At 48.7% G+C, this 18,235-nt stretch carries 13 protein-coding genes; 8 read left to right on the plus strand and 5 right to left on the minus strand.

What is annotated here, in order from left to right; all coding sequences use genetic code 11:
- Positions 1-109: 109 nt before the first annotated feature.
- The gene (locus tag IYN85_RS19700) at positions 110-3,412 is read left to right on the plus strand and encodes a response regulator (RefSeq protein WP_196160662.1); all 3,303 of its coding nucleotides are present in this window, start codon (positions 110-112) and stop codon (positions 3,410-3,412) included.
- A 104-nt stretch (positions 3,413-3,516) separates the two neighbouring features.
- A complete protein-coding gene (gene mgtE, locus IYN85_RS19705; RefSeq protein WP_196160663.1) occupies positions 3,517-4,851 on the plus strand; it encodes a magnesium transporter in 1,335 nt (444 codons plus the stop codon).
- 31 nt (positions 4,852-4,882) lie between these two features.
- On the opposite strand, the gene IYN85_RS19710 is transcribed toward mgtE, so the two are convergent.
- Positions 4,883-6,106: a GGDEF domain-containing protein gene (locus IYN85_RS19710; RefSeq protein WP_196160664.1), complete on the minus strand. Its 1,224-nt coding sequence runs from the start codon at positions 6,104-6,106 to the stop codon at positions 4,883-4,885.
- Positions 6,107-6,279: 173 nt separating this feature from the next.
- On the opposite strand from IYN85_RS19710, the gene IYN85_RS19715 reads away from it, so the two are divergent.
- The 4 genes from IYN85_RS19715 to IYN85_RS19730 all read left to right on the plus strand — a co-directional run bounded on the left by IYN85_RS19715 (position 6,280) and on the right by IYN85_RS19730 (position 12,268).
- Positions 6,280-6,684, plus strand: coding sequence for a heme-binding protein (locus IYN85_RS19715; protein ID WP_196160665.1), 405 nt, complete (start codon positions 6,280-6,282; stop codon positions 6,682-6,684).
- A gap of 75 nt (positions 6,685-6,759) precedes the next feature.
- On the plus strand, positions 6,760-7,821 hold the full coding sequence (locus IYN85_RS19720) for a low specificity L-threonine aldolase (protein ID WP_196160666.1): 1,062 nt from the start codon (positions 6,760-6,762) through the stop codon (positions 7,819-7,821).
- A 152-nt stretch (positions 7,822-7,973) separates the two neighbouring features.
- Entirely contained in the window at positions 7,974-10,685 is a 2,712-nt protein-coding gene (gene malT, locus IYN85_RS19725) for an HTH-type transcriptional regulator MalT (protein WP_196160667.1), read from the plus strand.
- Between the two features lie 275 nt (positions 10,686-10,960).
- A complete protein-coding gene (locus tag IYN85_RS19730; protein ID WP_196160668.1) occupies positions 10,961-12,268 on the plus strand; it encodes a glucan 1,4-alpha-maltotetraohydrolase domain-containing protein in 1,308 nt (435 codons plus the stop codon).
- A gap of 56 nt (positions 12,269-12,324) precedes the next feature.
- Here IYN85_RS19730 and IYN85_RS19735 read toward each other — a convergent pair whose 3' ends face one another.
- Together IYN85_RS19735 and IYN85_RS19740 are read right to left on the minus strand one after the other, a co-directional pair.
- Positions 12,325-13,116 (minus strand): ABC transporter substrate-binding protein, encoded by a 792-nt coding sequence (locus tag IYN85_RS19735; protein ID WP_196160669.1) that lies wholly within the window; start codon positions 13,114-13,116, stop codon positions 12,325-12,327.
- A gap of 167 nt (positions 13,117-13,283) precedes the next feature.
- Positions 13,284-13,769, minus strand: a complete 486-nt coding sequence (locus IYN85_RS19740) for a GNAT family N-acetyltransferase (protein WP_196160670.1) — start codon at positions 13,767-13,769, stop codon at positions 13,284-13,286.
- A gap of 198 nt (positions 13,770-13,967) precedes the next feature.
- On the opposite strand from IYN85_RS19740, the gene IYN85_RS19745 reads away from it, so the two are divergent.
- Positions 13,968-15,707, plus strand: a complete 1,740-nt coding sequence (locus IYN85_RS19745) for a histidine kinase N-terminal 7TM domain-containing protein (RefSeq protein ID WP_196160671.1) — start codon at positions 13,968-13,970, stop codon at positions 15,705-15,707.
- Between the two features lie 6 nt (positions 15,708-15,713).
- Here IYN85_RS19745 and IYN85_RS19750 read toward each other — a convergent pair whose 3' ends face one another.
- A complete protein-coding gene (locus IYN85_RS19750; RefSeq protein WP_196160672.1) occupies positions 15,714-15,902 on the minus strand; it encodes a hypothetical protein in 189 nt (62 codons plus the stop codon).
- Between the two features lie 193 nt (positions 15,903-16,095).
- Between IYN85_RS19750 and IYN85_RS19755 the strand changes: the two genes are divergently transcribed.
- Positions 16,096-16,941, plus strand: a complete 846-nt coding sequence (locus tag IYN85_RS19755) for a 23S rRNA (adenine(2030)-N(6))-methyltransferase RlmJ (protein ID WP_196160673.1) — start codon at positions 16,096-16,098, stop codon at positions 16,939-16,941.
- Positions 16,942-16,947: 6 nt separating this feature from the next.
- Here IYN85_RS19755 and IYN85_RS19760 read toward each other — a convergent pair whose 3' ends face one another.
- On the minus strand, positions 16,948-17,319 hold the full coding sequence (locus IYN85_RS19760; protein WP_196160674.1) for a hypothetical protein: 372 nt from the start codon (positions 17,317-17,319) through the stop codon (positions 16,948-16,950).
- Between the last annotated feature and the right edge of the window lie 916 nt (positions 17,320-18,235).

Below are 18,235 nucleotides of genomic sequence, written 5' to 3' on the forward strand. Positions count from 1 at the left end.
CAAGACACCTGCTAAACTAACAGCGATTCAGGTTATCACTCAATAATGCCGTCTTTCATGTTTACCGGGGTAAGTTGTGCCGCAAAATCGAAGCATCGGGAAAGTCATTTTGAGCCAAACTTTACCGACGCTCGTGTCCCTGGCGTTCGGATCCGCGTTATTGCTGTTCATTGGCATCATTCTCATTGTTAATAACGATATCGAAAACCGGCATACACAGCGGGTGACCAAGGTTCTGGATCAATATACCGAGGTCATGGAAAAACAGATCCGGCAACTCAACGTCATTGCCTCCAACAGGTTCACGCTCCAGGCACTAACAGAGCCCTCTGCCCTGACCAAATATCTGCTGCGAAACTACCTGGCTTCGATGAGTTCCGACTCGCTGCGCAAAGCCACCATCCGGTTGGTGACTCTGTCGGGCGAGGTAATAGCGTCCAATATCAGCCATGAAAACGACACCACCATCACTTTAGCCACGGAGCCCTGGTTTAACCCGGTCTTCGTTCGCCAAGTTAGCTTCCAAAGCAAAGGCTCTGCCCCCATTGAGCTGGTAATACCGGTCATCGACTCCGATCGGGTCATCGGTGCCCTCATCACCTCTTTTCCGAGTCTGGACTCTTTACTGCAGTTCAATTTTGAAGATTCAGTCGTAGTGGTTACTACAACAGATCAGCAGGTCATCTATTCAACCGACACCGCGAAACTGCCACTCTATGAAACACTGGCATTAGAAAATCAGAGTCAATGGCGGGTAGGGTATGAGGCAACCAAAGATGACTTTGCCTTCATTGGTATTGAGTCCAGAGGCTTGTTTTTAAGTGAGTTTCTCAGGCTATTTTTGTTTGCGCTCTTACCTGTATCGTTCATTATCATCAGCAGTCTGCTCAGCGCCCGCGCCGCGGGCAAATTAAGTGCAGAAACCATTGAACGCTTTCTAAACTCTCTGACAACAGTTAGGAAGAATGAAAATCTGCGCGAACTTCAGTCTCTCGACTCCGATGCGATCGAGTTAAAAAAACTGCGTCAGGAGTTTGATTCCCTGTTGACTAGCCTCAGCGAATCGAATCTATCCACCGAACGTGTCTCAGCCATGATGAATTCACTGAATGACCTGTTAGTGGTGTTTGATCTGAATGGCAAGATGATTTTGTCTAACCGGGCATTTGACACATTTCTCACCAATACGTCATTCGAACCAGAAAACCTAATTCAAACCATTTTTTTCGGCCAGCAACCTGAAGAAATACTGGACATAGAACACCCATTTACACCCGTAGAAAAACACTATCTCAGCCAGAATCCGCACACGACACAGAGATATTTTTCCGTTCGATGGACACGACATAGACAGTTCAACGACTTTGGTGAAGTCACAGGGATTACCTTCGTAGGCATGGATACCACCAAATCCAATGAGCTGGAAGCCGAAATCAAGTTGAAAGAAGCGGCCATCGATGAAGCCGACAGCGGCATCATTATTCTGGAAGTGATCCACGAGTACTCGAAAATCATTTACGCCAACCGAGGTGCTGAGAATTTCATCGGTATCACCCATGAAAAAATCATAGGCAGTACGCTGTCCATTTTTTCCTCACAGCATACCGACCAAAAAGCACTGTCCCGGATTATCGAAGCGACCTCAACCGGTAAGTCCATCGTTGAGGTTCTGGAACGCAAACGCAGTAACGGCAGTACGTTCCATTTGGAAATATCGCTCAGTTCCGTCAAGCTGAATACCGAAACACAGAAACACTACTATCTCGGCATACTTAAGGATGTCACCGAGCAACAGATGACAGCACAACTGCTATTAGAAGCCAAACAAAAAGCCGAAGAATCCGCCCAGATTAAGTCGTCGTTTCTGGCCAGCATGAGCCACGAAATCCGCACACCCATGAACGGTGTTATCGGAATGTTAGACATACTGAATGAGTCCAGCCTCAACGAACAACAGAAAAATTACGTCAGCATCGCCCAGGACAGCGCCGAATCATTATTGACCATCATCAACGACATACTCGACTTCTCCAAGGTCGAAGCCGGTAAACTGACCCTGGATGAAATCGACTTTAATCTCAGCGATATGTTGGACGGCTTTGTCGACTCTATGGCACACCAGGCACACAGTAAGAATCTGGAATTGGTGCTGGACTCCAGTGAAATAAATCAGGTTTATGTGAAAGGCGATCCAGGTCGGTTGCGCCAGATCATGACCAATCTGGTGGGTAATGCAATCAAGTTCACCGCACGTGGAGAGATCGTCATTCATGCAAAACTGAATGAATTCAGTGAAGATCAGTTGTGGCTCGACATGACGATCACGGATACCGGCATTGGTATTCCGCATGAAAAACAAGCTCATCTATTCGACCCGTTTACCCAAGTCGACGGCTCACACAAACGCGCGCAACAAGGTACCGGATTGGGTCTGGCCATCGTTAAACAACTTTGTGAAGCCATGCATGGCCATGTTTGGGTAAACAGCGAAGCCAGTCGCGGCAGTACGTTTGGCTTTCATATTCAATTGCGTCCAAGCGATCGCTCTTCACCAGTATTACCACCACTCAACACCAAAGACAAACGCGTTCTATTAGTGGACGATAACGCCACTAACTGCAAAGTACTGGAAAAACAGCTGGAAAAATGGGGAATTGAAGCTGAGAGCTGCGCCAGTGCTAACGATGCACTGGCCCTATTGTCACAATATCCGGATCGATTCAACGCAGCCATTGTCGACATGAACATGCCGGAAATGGACGGTGCAGCATTTGGTAAACGGGTCAGTCAAATGCCGCACTGCAAACACATGAAACTGGTGTTGATGACGTCCATCAGCCAACGGGGTGACGCACAGTACTTCGCCGACCTAGGATACGCCGGTTATTTTCCGAAACCTGCTACTGTCACTGACATCATTGACGCCTTAAGCGTTTTGTTTGACGATGGCAAAGCGCTGTCGGAAGCCAGTCCGTTGGTTACTCAACACTATGTCCGGAGTCTGCGCCGAGAGCAGTCATTCAGTAAAGCGTATCGAGTATTGCTGGTCGAGGACAATCCGGTTAACCAGATGATATCCAAAAAATACATCAACACCTTGGGGTTAACCGCGACCGTCGCACAAGATGGTCAAGTCGCGCTCGATTTACTGACCAAAACCGAAGAAAGTTTCGACCTGATTCTGATGGATTGTCAGATGCCTGTACTCGATGGTTTTGAAGCAACGCGCAAGATTCGTATCGGTGAAGCGGGAGACCGCTATCTGAATATCCCAATAATTGCCATGACCGCAAATGCCATGAAGGGTGACCGCGATCGATGTCTTGAAGTGGGGATGGATGACTACATCAGCAAACCATTACGCAAAGACGTTCTGGAACAAACCTTAAAAAGCTGGCTGAGCCGGCTGTAGAGCGGAAGCAGTCCACAGACAAGCGAACTGACATTCGGTACACTTGCGTAATCTGTGTAAACCGACTCTGCAACGAACATACCTGACCAACTGGAGACTGATTTTTGGCCGAAGAACTGTCCAACCTGATCGAAGAAGTTGTGGATGCTAAAACACAACAGGATGTCCTCATCGGGAAAATGATTATTCAACGGGAATTTGATGACCTGGCCCTGTTGCTGGAATCACTTCCGTTGGAACAGCGACTGGCGACCTGGTCACAGGTGGCAGCTGAGAATCGCATTGACATTCTGGTGGCGATGCGCGGCGACCCGCGTGAAAGTCTGCTCGACGCTATGTCGCTCGATGAGTTGGACATGTTGTTTCAGGATCTGGACGCAGAAGATCTGGTCGAATTAACCGAATCGTTGCCCTCGCGTCTGGTAGACCGCGCCCTGCAGGCGATGGATACCAAGCAACGGAAATATTATGAAGACGCACAGCAATACGCCGACAACCTGGCCGGTCACTGGGTGGATCACCATCAGCTCACCTTGCCTCAGAATGCTAAGGTTCGCGACGCATTGCGACTATTGCGCCGGGAGTTACCGGAGTATGTTGATGCGGTTTATCTGATCAATCGAACCGGTCATTTTTTTGAAGGCGTGAAAATCGGCGCAATCTTTGGCTCACCGGATCACGTTCCGTTGACGGACATCGGCGAAGAAGAATTTCCCACTGTAAGTGCCAGCGAGAACGCCTTCGACGCGGCATTGAAAGTCCAGAAAAGTGGTTACGCCGCATTACCGATGGTCGATGAAAACAACACTCTACTCGGCCGGATGGACGTCGGAACCGCCAGTGAAATCGTCAATGAATATTACGAAGGTCAAATTATGGCCAGCGCTGGTATGGATGAGGACGAAGACTTATTCTCCCCGGTTGTCACAAGCGCAAAAAATCGCGCATTCTGGCTGGGCATTAACCTGGTAACGGCGTTCGCAGCAGCCTGGTTTATCGGTTTGTTTGAAGCCACTTTACAGGAAGTCGTGGCATTAGCGGTGCTGATGCCGGTCGTCGCAAGCATGGGCGGCATTGCGGGCAGTCAAACCCTGACACTGATTATCCGGGGTCTGGCACTCGGTCAGGTCACCGGCGGTAACCGTAAAGCGTTATTGAAAAAAGAAATGAGTGTTGGCGGGTTGAATGGCATCATCTGGGCCATCGTGGTCGGTGTTGTAGTGTCCTTCTGGTTTGGCAGTGCCCTCATTGGCTTCGTCATATCGCTGGCGATTTTAATGAATATTGTCGCCGCGGCTTTTTCTGGCGTACTGATTCCCATCATTCTCGATAAGCTCAAACTGGACCCGGCACTGTCGGGTTCCGTGGTGTTGACCACCGTCACCGATATCGTTGGCTTTGTGGCGTTTTTGGGAATCGGTACTTTATTGCTCACCTAAGGTGTTCCGCTCCAGACTCTCGTCAGGAATCTTACTGTTTGGCTCGTTTAACACAATTGCGACCAGCCTGTTTGGCCGCATACAATGCTTTATCGGCCAGTTTGATCACTTGCTCCGGTTCACTTACCTGGCTTGATACCTGAGCGACGCCGATACTGATCGTCACGCTGACACTTCTCCGCTTAACTCCCTGCCGCTGTTTTTTACCCGACTTATTATCTTGCGGCCTTGAGGGTTCTCGCAGCTGCAACTGATATGCAGCCACCGCCAAACGCACTTGCTCCAGTGCGTCCATTGTTTGCTGGGAAGTCTTTCCGGGAAACAAGATAGTGAACTCCTCTCCACCGTACCGATATGCTTTTCCACCACCACTTACCTGTGCAATTTTCGTGGCAACCATTCGTAACACCTGATCACCCACATCATGTCCATGAGTGTCGTTAAATGATTTGAAATGATCCACATCCAGCATGGCTATGCTGTAACGCCGGCCTAACCCCTGCATCTGCTTTTGCAGTGCCTTGCGCCCTGGAATGGAGGTTAACTCATCGACAAATGCCAGCAGGAAAGCTTCCTGAATCAATGAGATCAATAACAACATCCCCAACACGGAAAACGCCAACGCGCTGATGAAAGGCGTGGAAAAAAAAGTAAAGGTCGCAAACACCGCCAGTAATCCGGTCAGCCAATGTGCCGTCAGAGCCGTCGGGTTAAGAGCGTAAAGCAAACACAAAAATATCAATACCGGCAGATAGCTGACCAGCAATCCCAACGGCATTTGCCAACCCGGTACAACCGGCTGCCACAATACCTCAGGAATGAGTGCCAATAACGCCGCCGTGTCCAGTGGCCAGAACAGAAACGGTAGGCAGAGCAAACTGGCCATAAGAGTCAAGACGGTCAAACCCGGCCAAGACAATAGTCTTGACTGATTCACCAAAACAACGACCATCATGATAAGTGGAAACAGAATATTCACTACAGCAAATACGGCGCAGGTTATAGGATCGGCCAGTGTGCTTTGTAAGTGCCACTGAATCACACCCAAAACAGCGGCGTATAATGCGGCGGTATAGAAAAATCCAAACTGCAACAGGTACAGTGCGGCAACAGCAGTTATCAAAAACAGTGGCCAGGGTAACACCAGCAACAGTTGCCGGTAGGGTATCCAAGAGACCTGCAGCCCTACCATTGCAATGATCAACGCCATGAAAAAAAAGAATGGAATAACAAAATGCTTCCGATAGGAATTCATGTACCCTCAGAAAAAACGGTTTTCGTCTCAGTTTCAGACCTCACACTGACTTCAGAAACAGTTTAGCGAATAAATGAAGGATCGTCCCTTTGTTCGGACTCTGGTTCGAAATCCACTTGTTACGCTCTGGCTTCCACGAAATAATCCGGCATCAATTTAAAGTGGACAGCATTATGACAACATTGACCCTCGATTACGCCCAACAACTGATTCATAACAGCATCGCCTTGGCGTCCCAACATGGTCAGTCAATCGCGGTAGCCGTTGTCGATGACCACGGCGAGCTGCTGGCATTCGCCCGAATGGACAACACGGCTTATCACGCTGGAATATTGGCCCAGAATAAGGCCTACACCTCGGCCAGAGATCGGCAACCGACGGCGAATCTTGCGGCATGGGCGCAAGCGACCGGCAAAGACATGGGCTACTGGACAGATGCCCGCTTCACCGGTATTCAAGGTGGCCTGCCAATCCTGAAGGACAACAACGTTGTCGGTGCCATTGGCATCAGTGGTCTCAGCGAGGAAGAAGACGCCGCACTTGCACAGATAGCACTGGATAGCCTGGTCAAGAACTAGGGGCTGATAGCCACCGTTGTCAGATTACCGCGAGCAGTGGTACCGTTTCGGCTTTCAGAAAATCAGGATAAACAGATGTATTTTGGCAGCGACAATCAAACCGGCGCATCGGAACAGGTTTTTTCGGTTTTACAACAGGCAAACCAGGGTGTCACCGCCGCCTATGGCGACGACGAGTGGAGCAAGAAAGCCATCGCCGACATACAAAATCTATTTGAATGTGACGCGGAGGTCTTTCTGGTCAGCACCGGCACCGCAGCGAATTCACTGGCATTAGCGTGCATGTCGGCACCGTGGGACAGCGTTGTTTGCCACGGTCAGGCACACATTATCAATGACGAACTGACCGCGCCAGAATTCTTTACCGGTGGCGCCCGGCTGGTCGGACTGGACACCCGACTCGCTAAATTATCAGCAGACTCCTTACAGCGTTATCTCGCGCAAGGGGCTGCCCACCCTCCTCACAATGCCATTCCAAGTGTTCTGAGCCTGACGCAACTTAATGAGTCCGGTCAGGTATACAGCGTCGACGAAGTCATTGAGCTATGTCAAATTGCACACAACCACGGCCTTACCGTTCATATGGACGGCGCGCGTTTTGCCAATGCACTGGTGGCGTTGCAATGCAGCCCGGCCGACCTGACCTGGAAAGCGGGCGTGGATGTGTTGTGTCTTGGTGCAACAAAAAATGGGGCGCTATCTGCTGAGGCGGTTGTGTTTTTTAACAAATCACTGGCTAAAAACTTTGTCGCGCAACGCAAACGATCCGGACATCTGATATCCAAAAGCCGCTGGCTTGGTGCTCAGTTTGTCGGCTGGCTGCAAAATAATCATTGGTTGGCACTGGCCAGCCACGCCAACAGAATGGCCGCAAAATTGACCGAAGCCTTGCGTCAACATGATTGCTGCACAGTGGCCTGGCCGGTAAAAGGCAACGAGCTTTTTGTCGTCATGCCTAAAGAAACCATCTCAGCTTTACGCGCGCAAGGAGCGGTTTTTTATGAATGGCCACGCACCTTTTTACCCGAGGACTTTGAACTCGATGACACCAGTGATGTGGTTAGACTCGTCACCTCCTTCCGGACAACCGAAGAGGAAGTTGAGCAATTCATCCGGTTATTAAACCGCAATCGCTAATCAACCTATTTTCACCTTTCCCTCCCCCGTCAACTCCCCCTTTTGCATCACCCAGGGGGAGGGTAAACTTACCCTCCACAAAAAATAATAAAGCGCATAGGCATGAGTCATTTTTTTTCAACCATGCTTAATAGCGATCTGGAGTACTGACCTTGTCCCGATACGAATTGCCCGATGCGCGGCCGCTGATTCCCAGCAAAATGTATTTGCCGCGTCTGGATCCGAATACGCTGTCCAGACCCAGACTAGAAGTCACTCTGGATCAGATGACCAGCATTCAGCTGGGTGTGTTGCGCGCACCAGCTGGATTTGGCAAAACGACACTCATGGCTTACTGGGCTCGTCGTCAGGCCAGCCGAATGGCTTGGTATTCACTAGATGAACTCGACAACGATCCCACCTTATTTGCACACTATTTACTGACAACTTTACGGAAACAATTACCAGAGTTGGACGCCGATTTAGAACGCATTACTGATGTTATGCACCTCTACGACCTTGTGTGGCTGGTTGGCAAGTTGTGCAGCGCGCTCGATAAACTGGAGCAACAGATTTTTCTGATTTTCGACAACTATCATGTCATCTATCTGCAAAAAATCCACGATGCCATCAGCTTGCTGTTACAGCATCAACCCTGGCATCTGCATATCTTCCTGCTAACCAGGAATGATCCCTCCATCAGCATTGCCAAACTCCGGTTAAGCGGTGCCGTGCAGGAAATCAGTGCTGACGAATTGAAATTCAGCCACGAAGAAGCGCACCAGTTTCTGGCCGATCGGGTAGAGTTACCACAACCAAACACACTGGTACACGATGTTCTGCACAGACTGAATGGCTGGCCCGCTGGCTTACAGATTATTGCATTGTCAGCTCCCACGGCGGATTCTATTACGCAGTTCCTCAGTCAATTTAACGGGACTCATGCGCATGTACTGGATTATCTGGCCGAAGAAATTCTCTCCAAACAGTCGGAGTCATTACAGGAATTCATGCTGAAGTCGAGCGTGGTCGACCGTTTTAACGCGGAACTGGCCACGGCAGTGACCAACCGGCCAGACAGCTTTCATCTGATCCAAACGCTGGAAAAACTGGGATTGTTCATCACGCCGCTGGACGATGCCAATCAGTGGTATCGCTACCATCCTTTCTTTGTCGATTTTCTGCGCCATCAGTGTCAGCTAAAACACTCTCATCCACACATCGAGGCTCTGCATCGGTACGCCTATCAGTGGTGGCTGAATAACGATAACCTGCAAGAGGCGTTGCACCATGTCCTGCAGTGCCACGATGAATCACTCATCGTCAGTACACTAGAAAGCCACGGCTGGACACTTTTTGAACAGGGCCACATCGCGTTAATTGAACGAAGCCTGGCCCGTTTGCCCGCAAAACTAATCGCAGAACACTACAAGCTGGCGTTGCTGAAAGCGTGGGTATCCACTACTCAGGCGGACGCCGACGCCCTGCAACTAGCCTTGAGTCAGGTCGAGCAACTGATTCCATCTCAACCCGAAGACCTCAAATGGCGACAAGTCAGTGCTGAAATCTATGCACTGAAAGCACAGATGAGCGCTGCCGTCGAAGATATTGACTCGGCACAACATTACGCTGACCAGGCACTCAATCATGCCGTCAACCCGCAAAGCAATGCTACGGCAGTGGCGTTATCGGTGAGTGGTGAAGTCTTGGTCTGCCAGGGTCAACTCAACAAGGCCCTGATGGCGTTTCAAAAAGCAGAGAAGGTAGCGCGCAAGGTTCGCTCTATTCAAGCGCTGTTATGGGCAATGGCTCAGCAAGCCGATATTCTGTTTTATCAAGGCGAATTTGTAGAATCATATCAGCATCAAACGATTTTATTTCAGGTCGCCGGTGAGCACTTCCTGTCGCAGATTCCGGTAATGGAATTCGTGCACCGCAGACGCGCTGAACTGTGTCTGGAATGGCTGCAATTGCATGAAGCCCTACAGCACTGCGAGTCGGGTTTAAAGGTTATTCGCACGCTTGAACCGCACTGCCAGTTACCGATTTACGCGATCCAGGCGCACGTCGCCATTCATCAAGAACAGTTCGATCAGGCCCAAGGGCTGTTGGAGCAGAACTCCCGCATCATGAAAGACACGATCTGTCACAGCGATTGGATCTCAATGGCCATGCAAGTACAGCTTCTGTTCTGGCAAAAGCAGGATAACAAACCAGCGATACGTAACTGGCTCAGTCAACAGACTATAGACGCAGACATTCAAAATCATTTCCATCAGAAGCGCGCCTTAAACATTGCCTTTGCCATGTTAAGTGTGGGTTATTGGCAACCAGCACTCGGTGTTTTACAACACATTTCAACCATTGCTAACGAAAACGGTTATCAGTTTTGTGAGCTGCGCTGCAATCTGCTCAGAAGTTGGGCATATATTGCGATGGGGCAACAAATCAAGGCTGAACACGCATTACAACACGCACTGGCACTGGCCGAACCCATGCGCGCCGTGTCAAGTTTCACAGAAATGCCGCCGTGTGTTATTGGTATTTACGCTGAGCTCTATAAGTCAGCAACATTGGAACCTGGCATCAAGCGGCATCTGTTGCGCATTCTGGAATTAACCAAACGCCGAGCTTCCCAATCGCGTTTACAAGAAGCCATTCCCGAAGCCGTAAGCACGCTGGCGTTGACAGCGAAAGAATGGCAGGTGCTGCAAATGATAGGTCAGGGTCTCAGTAACGAGGCCATCGCCTCCACGCTGAATATTGCAGTGTCCACCGTTCGTTCGCACATCAAACACATTTATCAAAAGCTGGGGGTAAGCAACCGAGCGGAGGGTCGCAGGATTGCCCAGTCACTGAACTATCAGGAAACTGAGGCGCTGTAATGACTTGCCAGTAGAACTGGCCATGCTAGAGCGATAACACCTAGTCCGACAGTTCTGGGGTCTGCTTGCAGAAAAAGTCGAAGCAGTATTGGGTGGAAAAAACAGTGACACCAACCTAAAGGTCAACTTTCAGCCCCTGATCGTTTTCCTCCCTCATATCCCCCGCAGAAGAGGATTTCATAACCAACGCGGTGACTTAAGATAGCGTTAAGCAATGGGTACACAAGCCCACGAAGTTTGCTGTTACTCAATAAATACAAAAATGGAGAATTACAGTGAAAAAAACATTAATTGCATCCAGCGTACTGCTGGCCGCAAGTGTCCTTTATGGTCCGTTAGCATCAGCCGATATCTCGGGAAAAAGCGGAGCAGGCGTTCGTTTTCACGGCGGAGATGAAATTATTCTGCAAGGCTTTCATTGGAATGTCGTCCGCACGGCCGAAAATAATTGGTACAACATACTGAAAGACAACGCACAGATGATTGCATCTGACGGTTTCACATCTATTTGGATGCCACCACCATGGCGCGACCAGTCCTCCTGGAACGCCAGTAGCAGTACTCAATTTGGCGGCGAAGGTTACTTCTGGACTGACTTCAACAAAAACAGCCGATATGGCAGCGACTGGCAATTGAAACAAGCCGCCAGTACTCTGAAATCAAAAGGTGTCAAAGTTATCTATGATATGGTGCCCAATCATCACAATCGCGGTCATCAGGGCGATGCGATGGACTTTGCCAACGGCCAGGGTAAATACCGAACAGATTGCGGTTCTTGTGATGACGGCGATCCGTTCATGAGTGGCGATTCCGATTTCAATACCGCGAATCCGGATATATACAATTTGTTTAAAAACGAAATGTCCAACCTGAAGAACAATTATTCCGCCGGTGGTTTCCGGTTCGATTTTGTTCGAGGTTACGATCCAGCACGCATTAACGCCTGGATGAATGACACTCACAACTCAGGTTATTGCGTTGGCGAATTATGGAAAGGACCTAGCGAATACCCTTCTTGGGACTGGCGCCACACGGCCAGCTGGCAAGACATCACGAAAGACTTCTCCGACCAATCCAATTGTTCGGTCTTTGATTTCGCATTAAAAGAACGGATGCAGAACAGCAGCGTGCGTTCATGGCAGTATGGCTTGAATGGCAACCCGAGCGTTCAGTGGCGCGAAGTCGCAGTAACCTTTGTGGACAACCACGATACCGGATATTCACCAGGCCCGTTGGGCGGTCAACACCATTGGCCATTGGACGACAGCAAGCGTAAAAAAGCTTACGCCTACATTCTGATGTCACCAGGCACACCAACGGTTTACTGGCCACATATGTATGACTGGGGTCTGCGCAACTACATTAAAAACCTGATCACCATTCGCAAGCAGGCGGATATTCGCGCCTGGTCCGGTGTGTCCTTTAAGAATAACTTCTCCGGCTTAACCGGCGTCACTTCCGGCGTCAGTAAAAAAGTCGTATTTGCGATTGACTCCAACCTGAGCAATCCAAATCAAGTTACATCGGGCAGTTTTTCATTGGTCGTTAATGAAGGTGGCGTACGGGTCTGGAAACAGAACTGAGTCATCTATGAAAAGTGGGGCACCAACCGGTGCCCCACCGTGTTGATTCTGGCAAGCTACTGTTCATTCAGAAAATCGGCCAATTTGTATTTAAGTTTGATGCTTTCTAACGGACTTAAGTCTGTTTTGGGGTCTGGTATTTTCATACGCTCCAGCGCGTCCTGGAAAGACAACACGATGTCTCGCGGCGTCTGTAAACTGAAAGCGTAATAAAGCGCACTGTTATCTTTCATGCGATAGATCATCTGAAAATCATCGGGATCCACGCCACCTTCAGACATAATGAAGCGCGCCGCATCAAAACCATAACTCCATAATTCAATACGTTCTTGCTCCAGCATTTTGGCTGCTTGTACTGGAAAACTCACGGATTCGATACGGGCAAATCGCACATTGGATTGTTCAATCAATAACTCACCAATATCGTTTTTAACCACACCCACAGAATAGGCTGTTAAATCAATCAGACTTAATGGCGATGGCAAGGTGGCTGCAAATGCCCGACTGCCGATCAACGCATGAGACGTTTCAAAAACTGGCCCTACCCACTGGAACATTTTTTCCCGACTTTCATTACGCACCATGGTAAATAACAGCGTATTAGGACTAACTTGCGCTTCTCTGTAGCCCCGGGCCCAGGGCACAAACTGAATAGCCCGACTCAAATCGGGACGCTGTAAATCGTCTAAAATCAGAATCAATAAATCGTAAGCCGCACCGCGCGCCTGTCCGTTTTCATCGACATAATTGAATGGAGGGTATTGTTCCGAATAGATGGTCAATGGCCATTCAGAGGCAAAAACGGAGCCTAACATCATCAACGCGGCAAACATTTTTTTTATCTGCAAGCTCTGACTCCAGAAAAGGTTACAACAGCAAAAAACGTCTGAATCAATGCATCCTGTTTTGGTCACCGTTCAGCTTTGTAAAACACCGAAACGGACATGATTTAAATTAGACGACCCTGATGAATCTGTCAGCTATTCAAATAGCCAAGCTTCATCACTTGGCTCATTCACCCCGAGACTTTCAAACGCATAATGTGTTGCGGGCCAACTTTACCTCCGAGATACAGCATATCGGTATCCTGAAAGCCACCGGTTTCATAACACCGATAGGCCGAGTGGTTCTGACAGTTAACGGTCAGGCACACTGAATGGCATTCGGGGTAGTGAGCCGCGATGAAACCGGACAACTGTTTAACTGCAGCACGGGCATAGCCATGACCCTGATGATGCCTATCGATAAAGAACGATCGAATGCCAAACTCACCATGGCGGGCGAAGTCGTATTCCACCCAATAGCGCAGATCGAGACAAAAAAATCCAACAATGCCGGGATTGGACTCAATCACATGATATCGCCAATGGACCCGCGGTTTGCGGAACAATTCATCGATCGTCGCCACATATTTCTGCTGAGATCGTCCAACGCTCAGTCGATTCACCGCAGGCCAATCGTCCGGCTGATATAACCGCAAAGCAACCTTATTGGTATTCAAATACGCCTCCCGCTTGTTTTGTTAAAAAATGGCTGAGCTCAGCCAGAACCCCGGAGTTCCCTCATAATAGACCCGAGGATGGTGTGATTTCCAGAAACCGGAGATACCCAATCGGCGTTGGAGCGCGCCTTTAATCTCAACGTTGCGATTTACCAGGTGGCCACCTACAGTGAATGCAAATGATTATTAAATAGCCTCATGCTCGAACCGATCCTTATTGCTGCATTGCTCGTCAATGTCGTCTGCCTGGTGTTGATGTGGCCGCGACGGCAACTTCAGGCCAGCCGCTACTTTATTGCGGTACTCGCCTGTCAGTTTCTCTGGGAAAGTGGTTTTCTTCTGGAAATTGAAACAAACAATGTACAAACGGCACTTTTCTGGGACAACGTTCAATTCCTGCCCTACTTGCTAATCAGCCCCTGTTGGTTGTGGATGAGTCGCTCGCTGGCCGGAAAACCACTGTTTCAAGGAATGGGTAACCCCTGGGTGACGTTGCCCTTACCGGTAATCACCGTGCTACTGATCCCCTTTGACACACAGCTCAACCTGATCCGGGTCAGTTATGACCTGACCTTAGAAAACAATCTGTTGCGTTATGAGTTTGGTCCGCTGTTGTACCTGACGGTGTTCTGGACGTTTATGTTGATGATCAGCAGTATTGTGATTTTGATATCAGCCCAATGGCAAATGAAACATCATTTTCGGGTTCAGATTATCGCGGTGATGTTTGGTATTCTGTTCCCGTTAGTTATGGCCATCCCGAGCATACTGGGATATTCAATATTTGGTTTAAACGACCTAACACCATTCACCTTCACCGTCGGTAATCTGGCGATTGTTTACGGACTATTTCGGCAACATGCGTTTGAGTTTCAAACAGTGCCTCAACTGCCTGTACTGGCTCAGTTACCGATTGGCATTTTGATTCTGGACCATCAGGAGCGAATTATTGAATGGAACCCTCAAGCCCTGAATCTGTTGAACATTTCCATCAAGGAACCGGGAGCTCGTATTAAAGTGCTGCCGTTTGCCGATCAACTGAACGTAGATGAAGTCTTTCTCTGGGAACACAATCAACGCTATATCGACATTCAATACCGTCGATTAATCACTCAGGAAAAACTGGATACCTTTGTCATTACGCTGGCCGATATGACCGATAAAGTGAAGCAGAAACAATCGCTAGAAATCTCGAACCAGACGTTGAACAACGTGATCCGCGAATTAAAAGAAACTCAGGCTTATGTCCTGGAGAGCGAAAAGCACAATATGATGGTCGCGTTGATCCAGAGCCTGGCACACGAATTCAACACCCCGCTGGGCAACCTCATTACCCTGTTAGACAGTCCGGATCTGGCGCACGACGATGAATACGAACCCTTGTTGAAAAATAACGTTCGACGCATCATTTACCTGATCGAACGAATCAAATCCATTTCCACCATCCGCACGGACGATGTGCCAGATACCTTTTCGCTCAAAGAAGTCGTTTGCGACATTGTGACCTTACAACGTCACAACAGTAGCGCAGTGCAACCGGCCACGTTCGAAATAGATATCAATGAGTCCCTTGTCGTTACCCTGCCCCGAATCGCCATTGAAAGCTGTTTGGTGCAACTGATTGATAACAGCTACAAACATGGCTTTCAGACGATCATGGTCGACTCGCGTATTTGCATCAGCGCCGACAAGAGCGGCAACTCGCTTACCCTGTCATATTCAGATAACGGTTCTGGCATTCCACCGGATGTTCGGGACAGTCTGTTTTTGCCCTTTGCCAATAACAGTAGCCGAATGTCTATTACGTCCGGCGTGGGTCTATTCAGCGTTCATCAATGGGTCACTCAATCGTTACATGGCCGTATCCGTCTGTTAGAAACGGATAATGGCGGTGCCCACTTCAGCATCCAGTGCCCGGCTGATCTAACGAAACTCTGAAGAATGTCAGTCTGTAAAGACCCATTCTTCGTCTTCAATACTCGGATCGGAATCCTTTCTGCTGCGCTGAGCGGCTGCCGCATCGGCGTAGTAAATCACGTTTGCCATACAAGGTGGCGGAGCTGGCTTGGCGTGACACTGGTTGCGTACATCCGTCTCTTTGTACGTCGTATAATTCGATTGTTCGGTGGACATGGAGTGCTCCGATCGTCCTTATTCAGATAACCTTTCGGTCGACATTAAAACTTGAGTTACTGTTATAGTCTGCTTTTGCCAAACAGCAATGTTTGCAGCGAACGTGATTCATTGTTACGCACGACATATCAGAACGGATGAATTCTGCCGGGCAATCGTTATACTGCACACGCCATTTCCAGAGGATCCGCCTTTGCTCAGTTACAGACACGGCTTTCATGCCGGCAATTTTGCCGACTTGCTTAAACACTTTGTTCAGGTTGAAATCCTGAATTATCTGGCGCAGAAAGAAAAACCATATGACTATATCGACACACACGCCGGTGCTGGTATGTATCGACTGGATGACTCCGCTGCCAAAAAGACGATGGAATACAAAAACGGGATCGGCCACTTCCGGCCCCAATCCAAGCACACAGTGGCTGAATTGGAGCCGTTGCTGTCCGTGGTTGATCAATTCAACAAAACAGGACAACTAAAGCTCTACCCCGGCTCACCGGTAATCGCATCCAGTCTGATGCGTTCTTACGACAAAGCCTGGTTACATGAGTTGCATTCCAGTGATTTTCAGCGCTTGGAGGCTCAATTTGCAGGGCAACGCGCCATTAAGGTAAGGCAACAGGATGGATTCCAGGCGTTATCTGCGCTGTTGCCAACGCAATCGCGCAGAGCATTGGTCTTGATAGACCCCTCTTATGAAGTGAAAGAAGATTACCGTCGCGTAGTAAGCGCAATCAAGATGGCCCATAAACGAATGCCGACAGCAATATTTGCGCTGTGGTATCCCGTGGTGGATCGCCGCCGCATAGACGACATCCACCGGCACTTTAAGCACTCCGGTATTCGGAATATTGACCTGTTTGAATTGGGCACCCAAGCTGACAGCCCTGGTCTGGGCATGACCTCTTCCGGGATGTTGGTTATTAACCCACCCTGGACACTCATGAAAACGATGCAGACCGTGTTACCGGCGCTAGCCAATATAGTCAGTCAGGATAATCAAACGCACTACTGCTGCGAAACGTTAGTTCCCGAATAACGCAGCTTAGCTCGCCGAGGAGTCCTGCCGGCTGGAAGTGTCTTGTTTTCTGAAATGTTCAATGGCGTACTGACAACTGTCGCGTTGTGCCTTAATAGGTATTTCACGCAACAAAAAGCCGAGAATGTCGGCTTGAAACGCAATATCGTCGACGGCTTTTTTATACAGAACCATGGCCAGCATCTCGATGGACGCCGCATAACGAATCAATGGATGGTGGTCTGCAATATAGTCTTCAAAAGAAGCCATACTGACATGACCAGGCTCCTTTAGTTGCCGATGCGGGCGCATAACAGCATTTACATCCTGAAGCGCACGATGAAAGATGACCCGGCACAGAGATCGGAAATCGTCATCACTTAATTTAATTTTCGGCATACAACTACCGTAATAATTCTGTTTAAGAGATCACAATTTTATCAGTGGATTGTCCAACACAGTGAGTAACTGCGTCACACTCGGTCTTTTCGACACAAAAATGGGCATTTCAGATATTTTTTTGACGATATTTAGCTATCTTTTGCGACAAATAACGGTACGGTCAAGGAATTGACTGCCCTAATCAGGCAAATACTCGTTTACCCCTAAAAATCCTGACATAACTACCCCTGGCGGCATGGATCATGCTAACCATTGCCTGTTATCAAAGATGCACATTGATATGGGGTGTTTGACTGACTACGCATTCCTCGTGTCCTGAGTCTGAAGTTCGTATCGTTTCAGAGCTCATGGAAAGCGCTAGTACAAGGCGCTCTTCGTAGAGAATATCAAGATCTTTTTAAGAAGAGCAACGCCGTAATAGTGTTTTCCATGAGCTCCCTTCGGGCGCGTCATTCAAGCTCTCTAGCGTTGTTCTGTCTCTTGCCAATGGAACAACCATTAACTGCGAGACACGCCTAGCTATAGAACTTGAATGACACGCTGAATTCATGCGAACTTCTGACTCAGGACACTAGTACGAGTCGCTTGATGACACCATTTTGCAGGCACGAGGTACGACTGCGGATGATCAGTTTTCTGAAACCTATTAACGTGCAACAAGATGCACCAAAGCAAAACAGGTTTAAAAAAACTGAACCGTTTATGTGCAGCTCATTTGTACGATTTCATTATGACGATCTAAATGACGGAACAGAGTGTTTGTGCAGAGATGGATGGCTGAAAAATTAAATCAAAAAAACGTTGCTCTAAGTCATTAATTTCTATAACTTTTTTAACGTCTGTCCGCATTGTTTGACATAAGAACAAGCGTTTCAAATGAAAAACACCTTTGACAACAGCAGGGTAATGCTTT

The organism is Reinekea sp. G2M2-21 (genome assembly GCF_015687175.1).
Lineage (GTDB): Bacteria > Pseudomonadota > Gammaproteobacteria > Pseudomonadales > Natronospirillaceae > Reinekea.

Bases quoted from the DNA above. Each gene is read 5' to 3' on its own strand.
- IYN85_RS19750 (WP_196160672.1), bottom strand. From the start codon at position 15,902: ATGTCCACCGAACAATCGAATTATACGACGTACAAAGAGACGGATGTA.
- IYN85_RS19715 (WP_196160665.1), top strand. From the start codon at position 6,280: ATGACAACATTGACCCTCGATTACGCCCAACAACTGATTCATAACAGC.
- IYN85_RS19760 (WP_196160674.1), bottom strand. From the start codon at position 17,319: ATGCCGAAAATTAAATTAAGTGATGACGATTTCCGATCTCTGTGCCGG.
- IYN85_RS19710 (WP_196160664.1), bottom strand. From the start codon at position 6,106: ATGAATTCCTATCGGAAGCATTTTGTTATTCCATTCTTTTTTTTCATG.
- IYN85_RS19745 (WP_196160671.1), top strand. From the start codon at position 13,968: ATGCTCGAACCGATCCTTATTGCTGCATTGCTCGTCAATGTCGTCTGC.
- IYN85_RS19720 (WP_196160666.1), top strand. From the start codon at position 6,760: ATGTATTTTGGCAGCGACAATCAAACCGGCGCATCGGAACAGGTTTTT.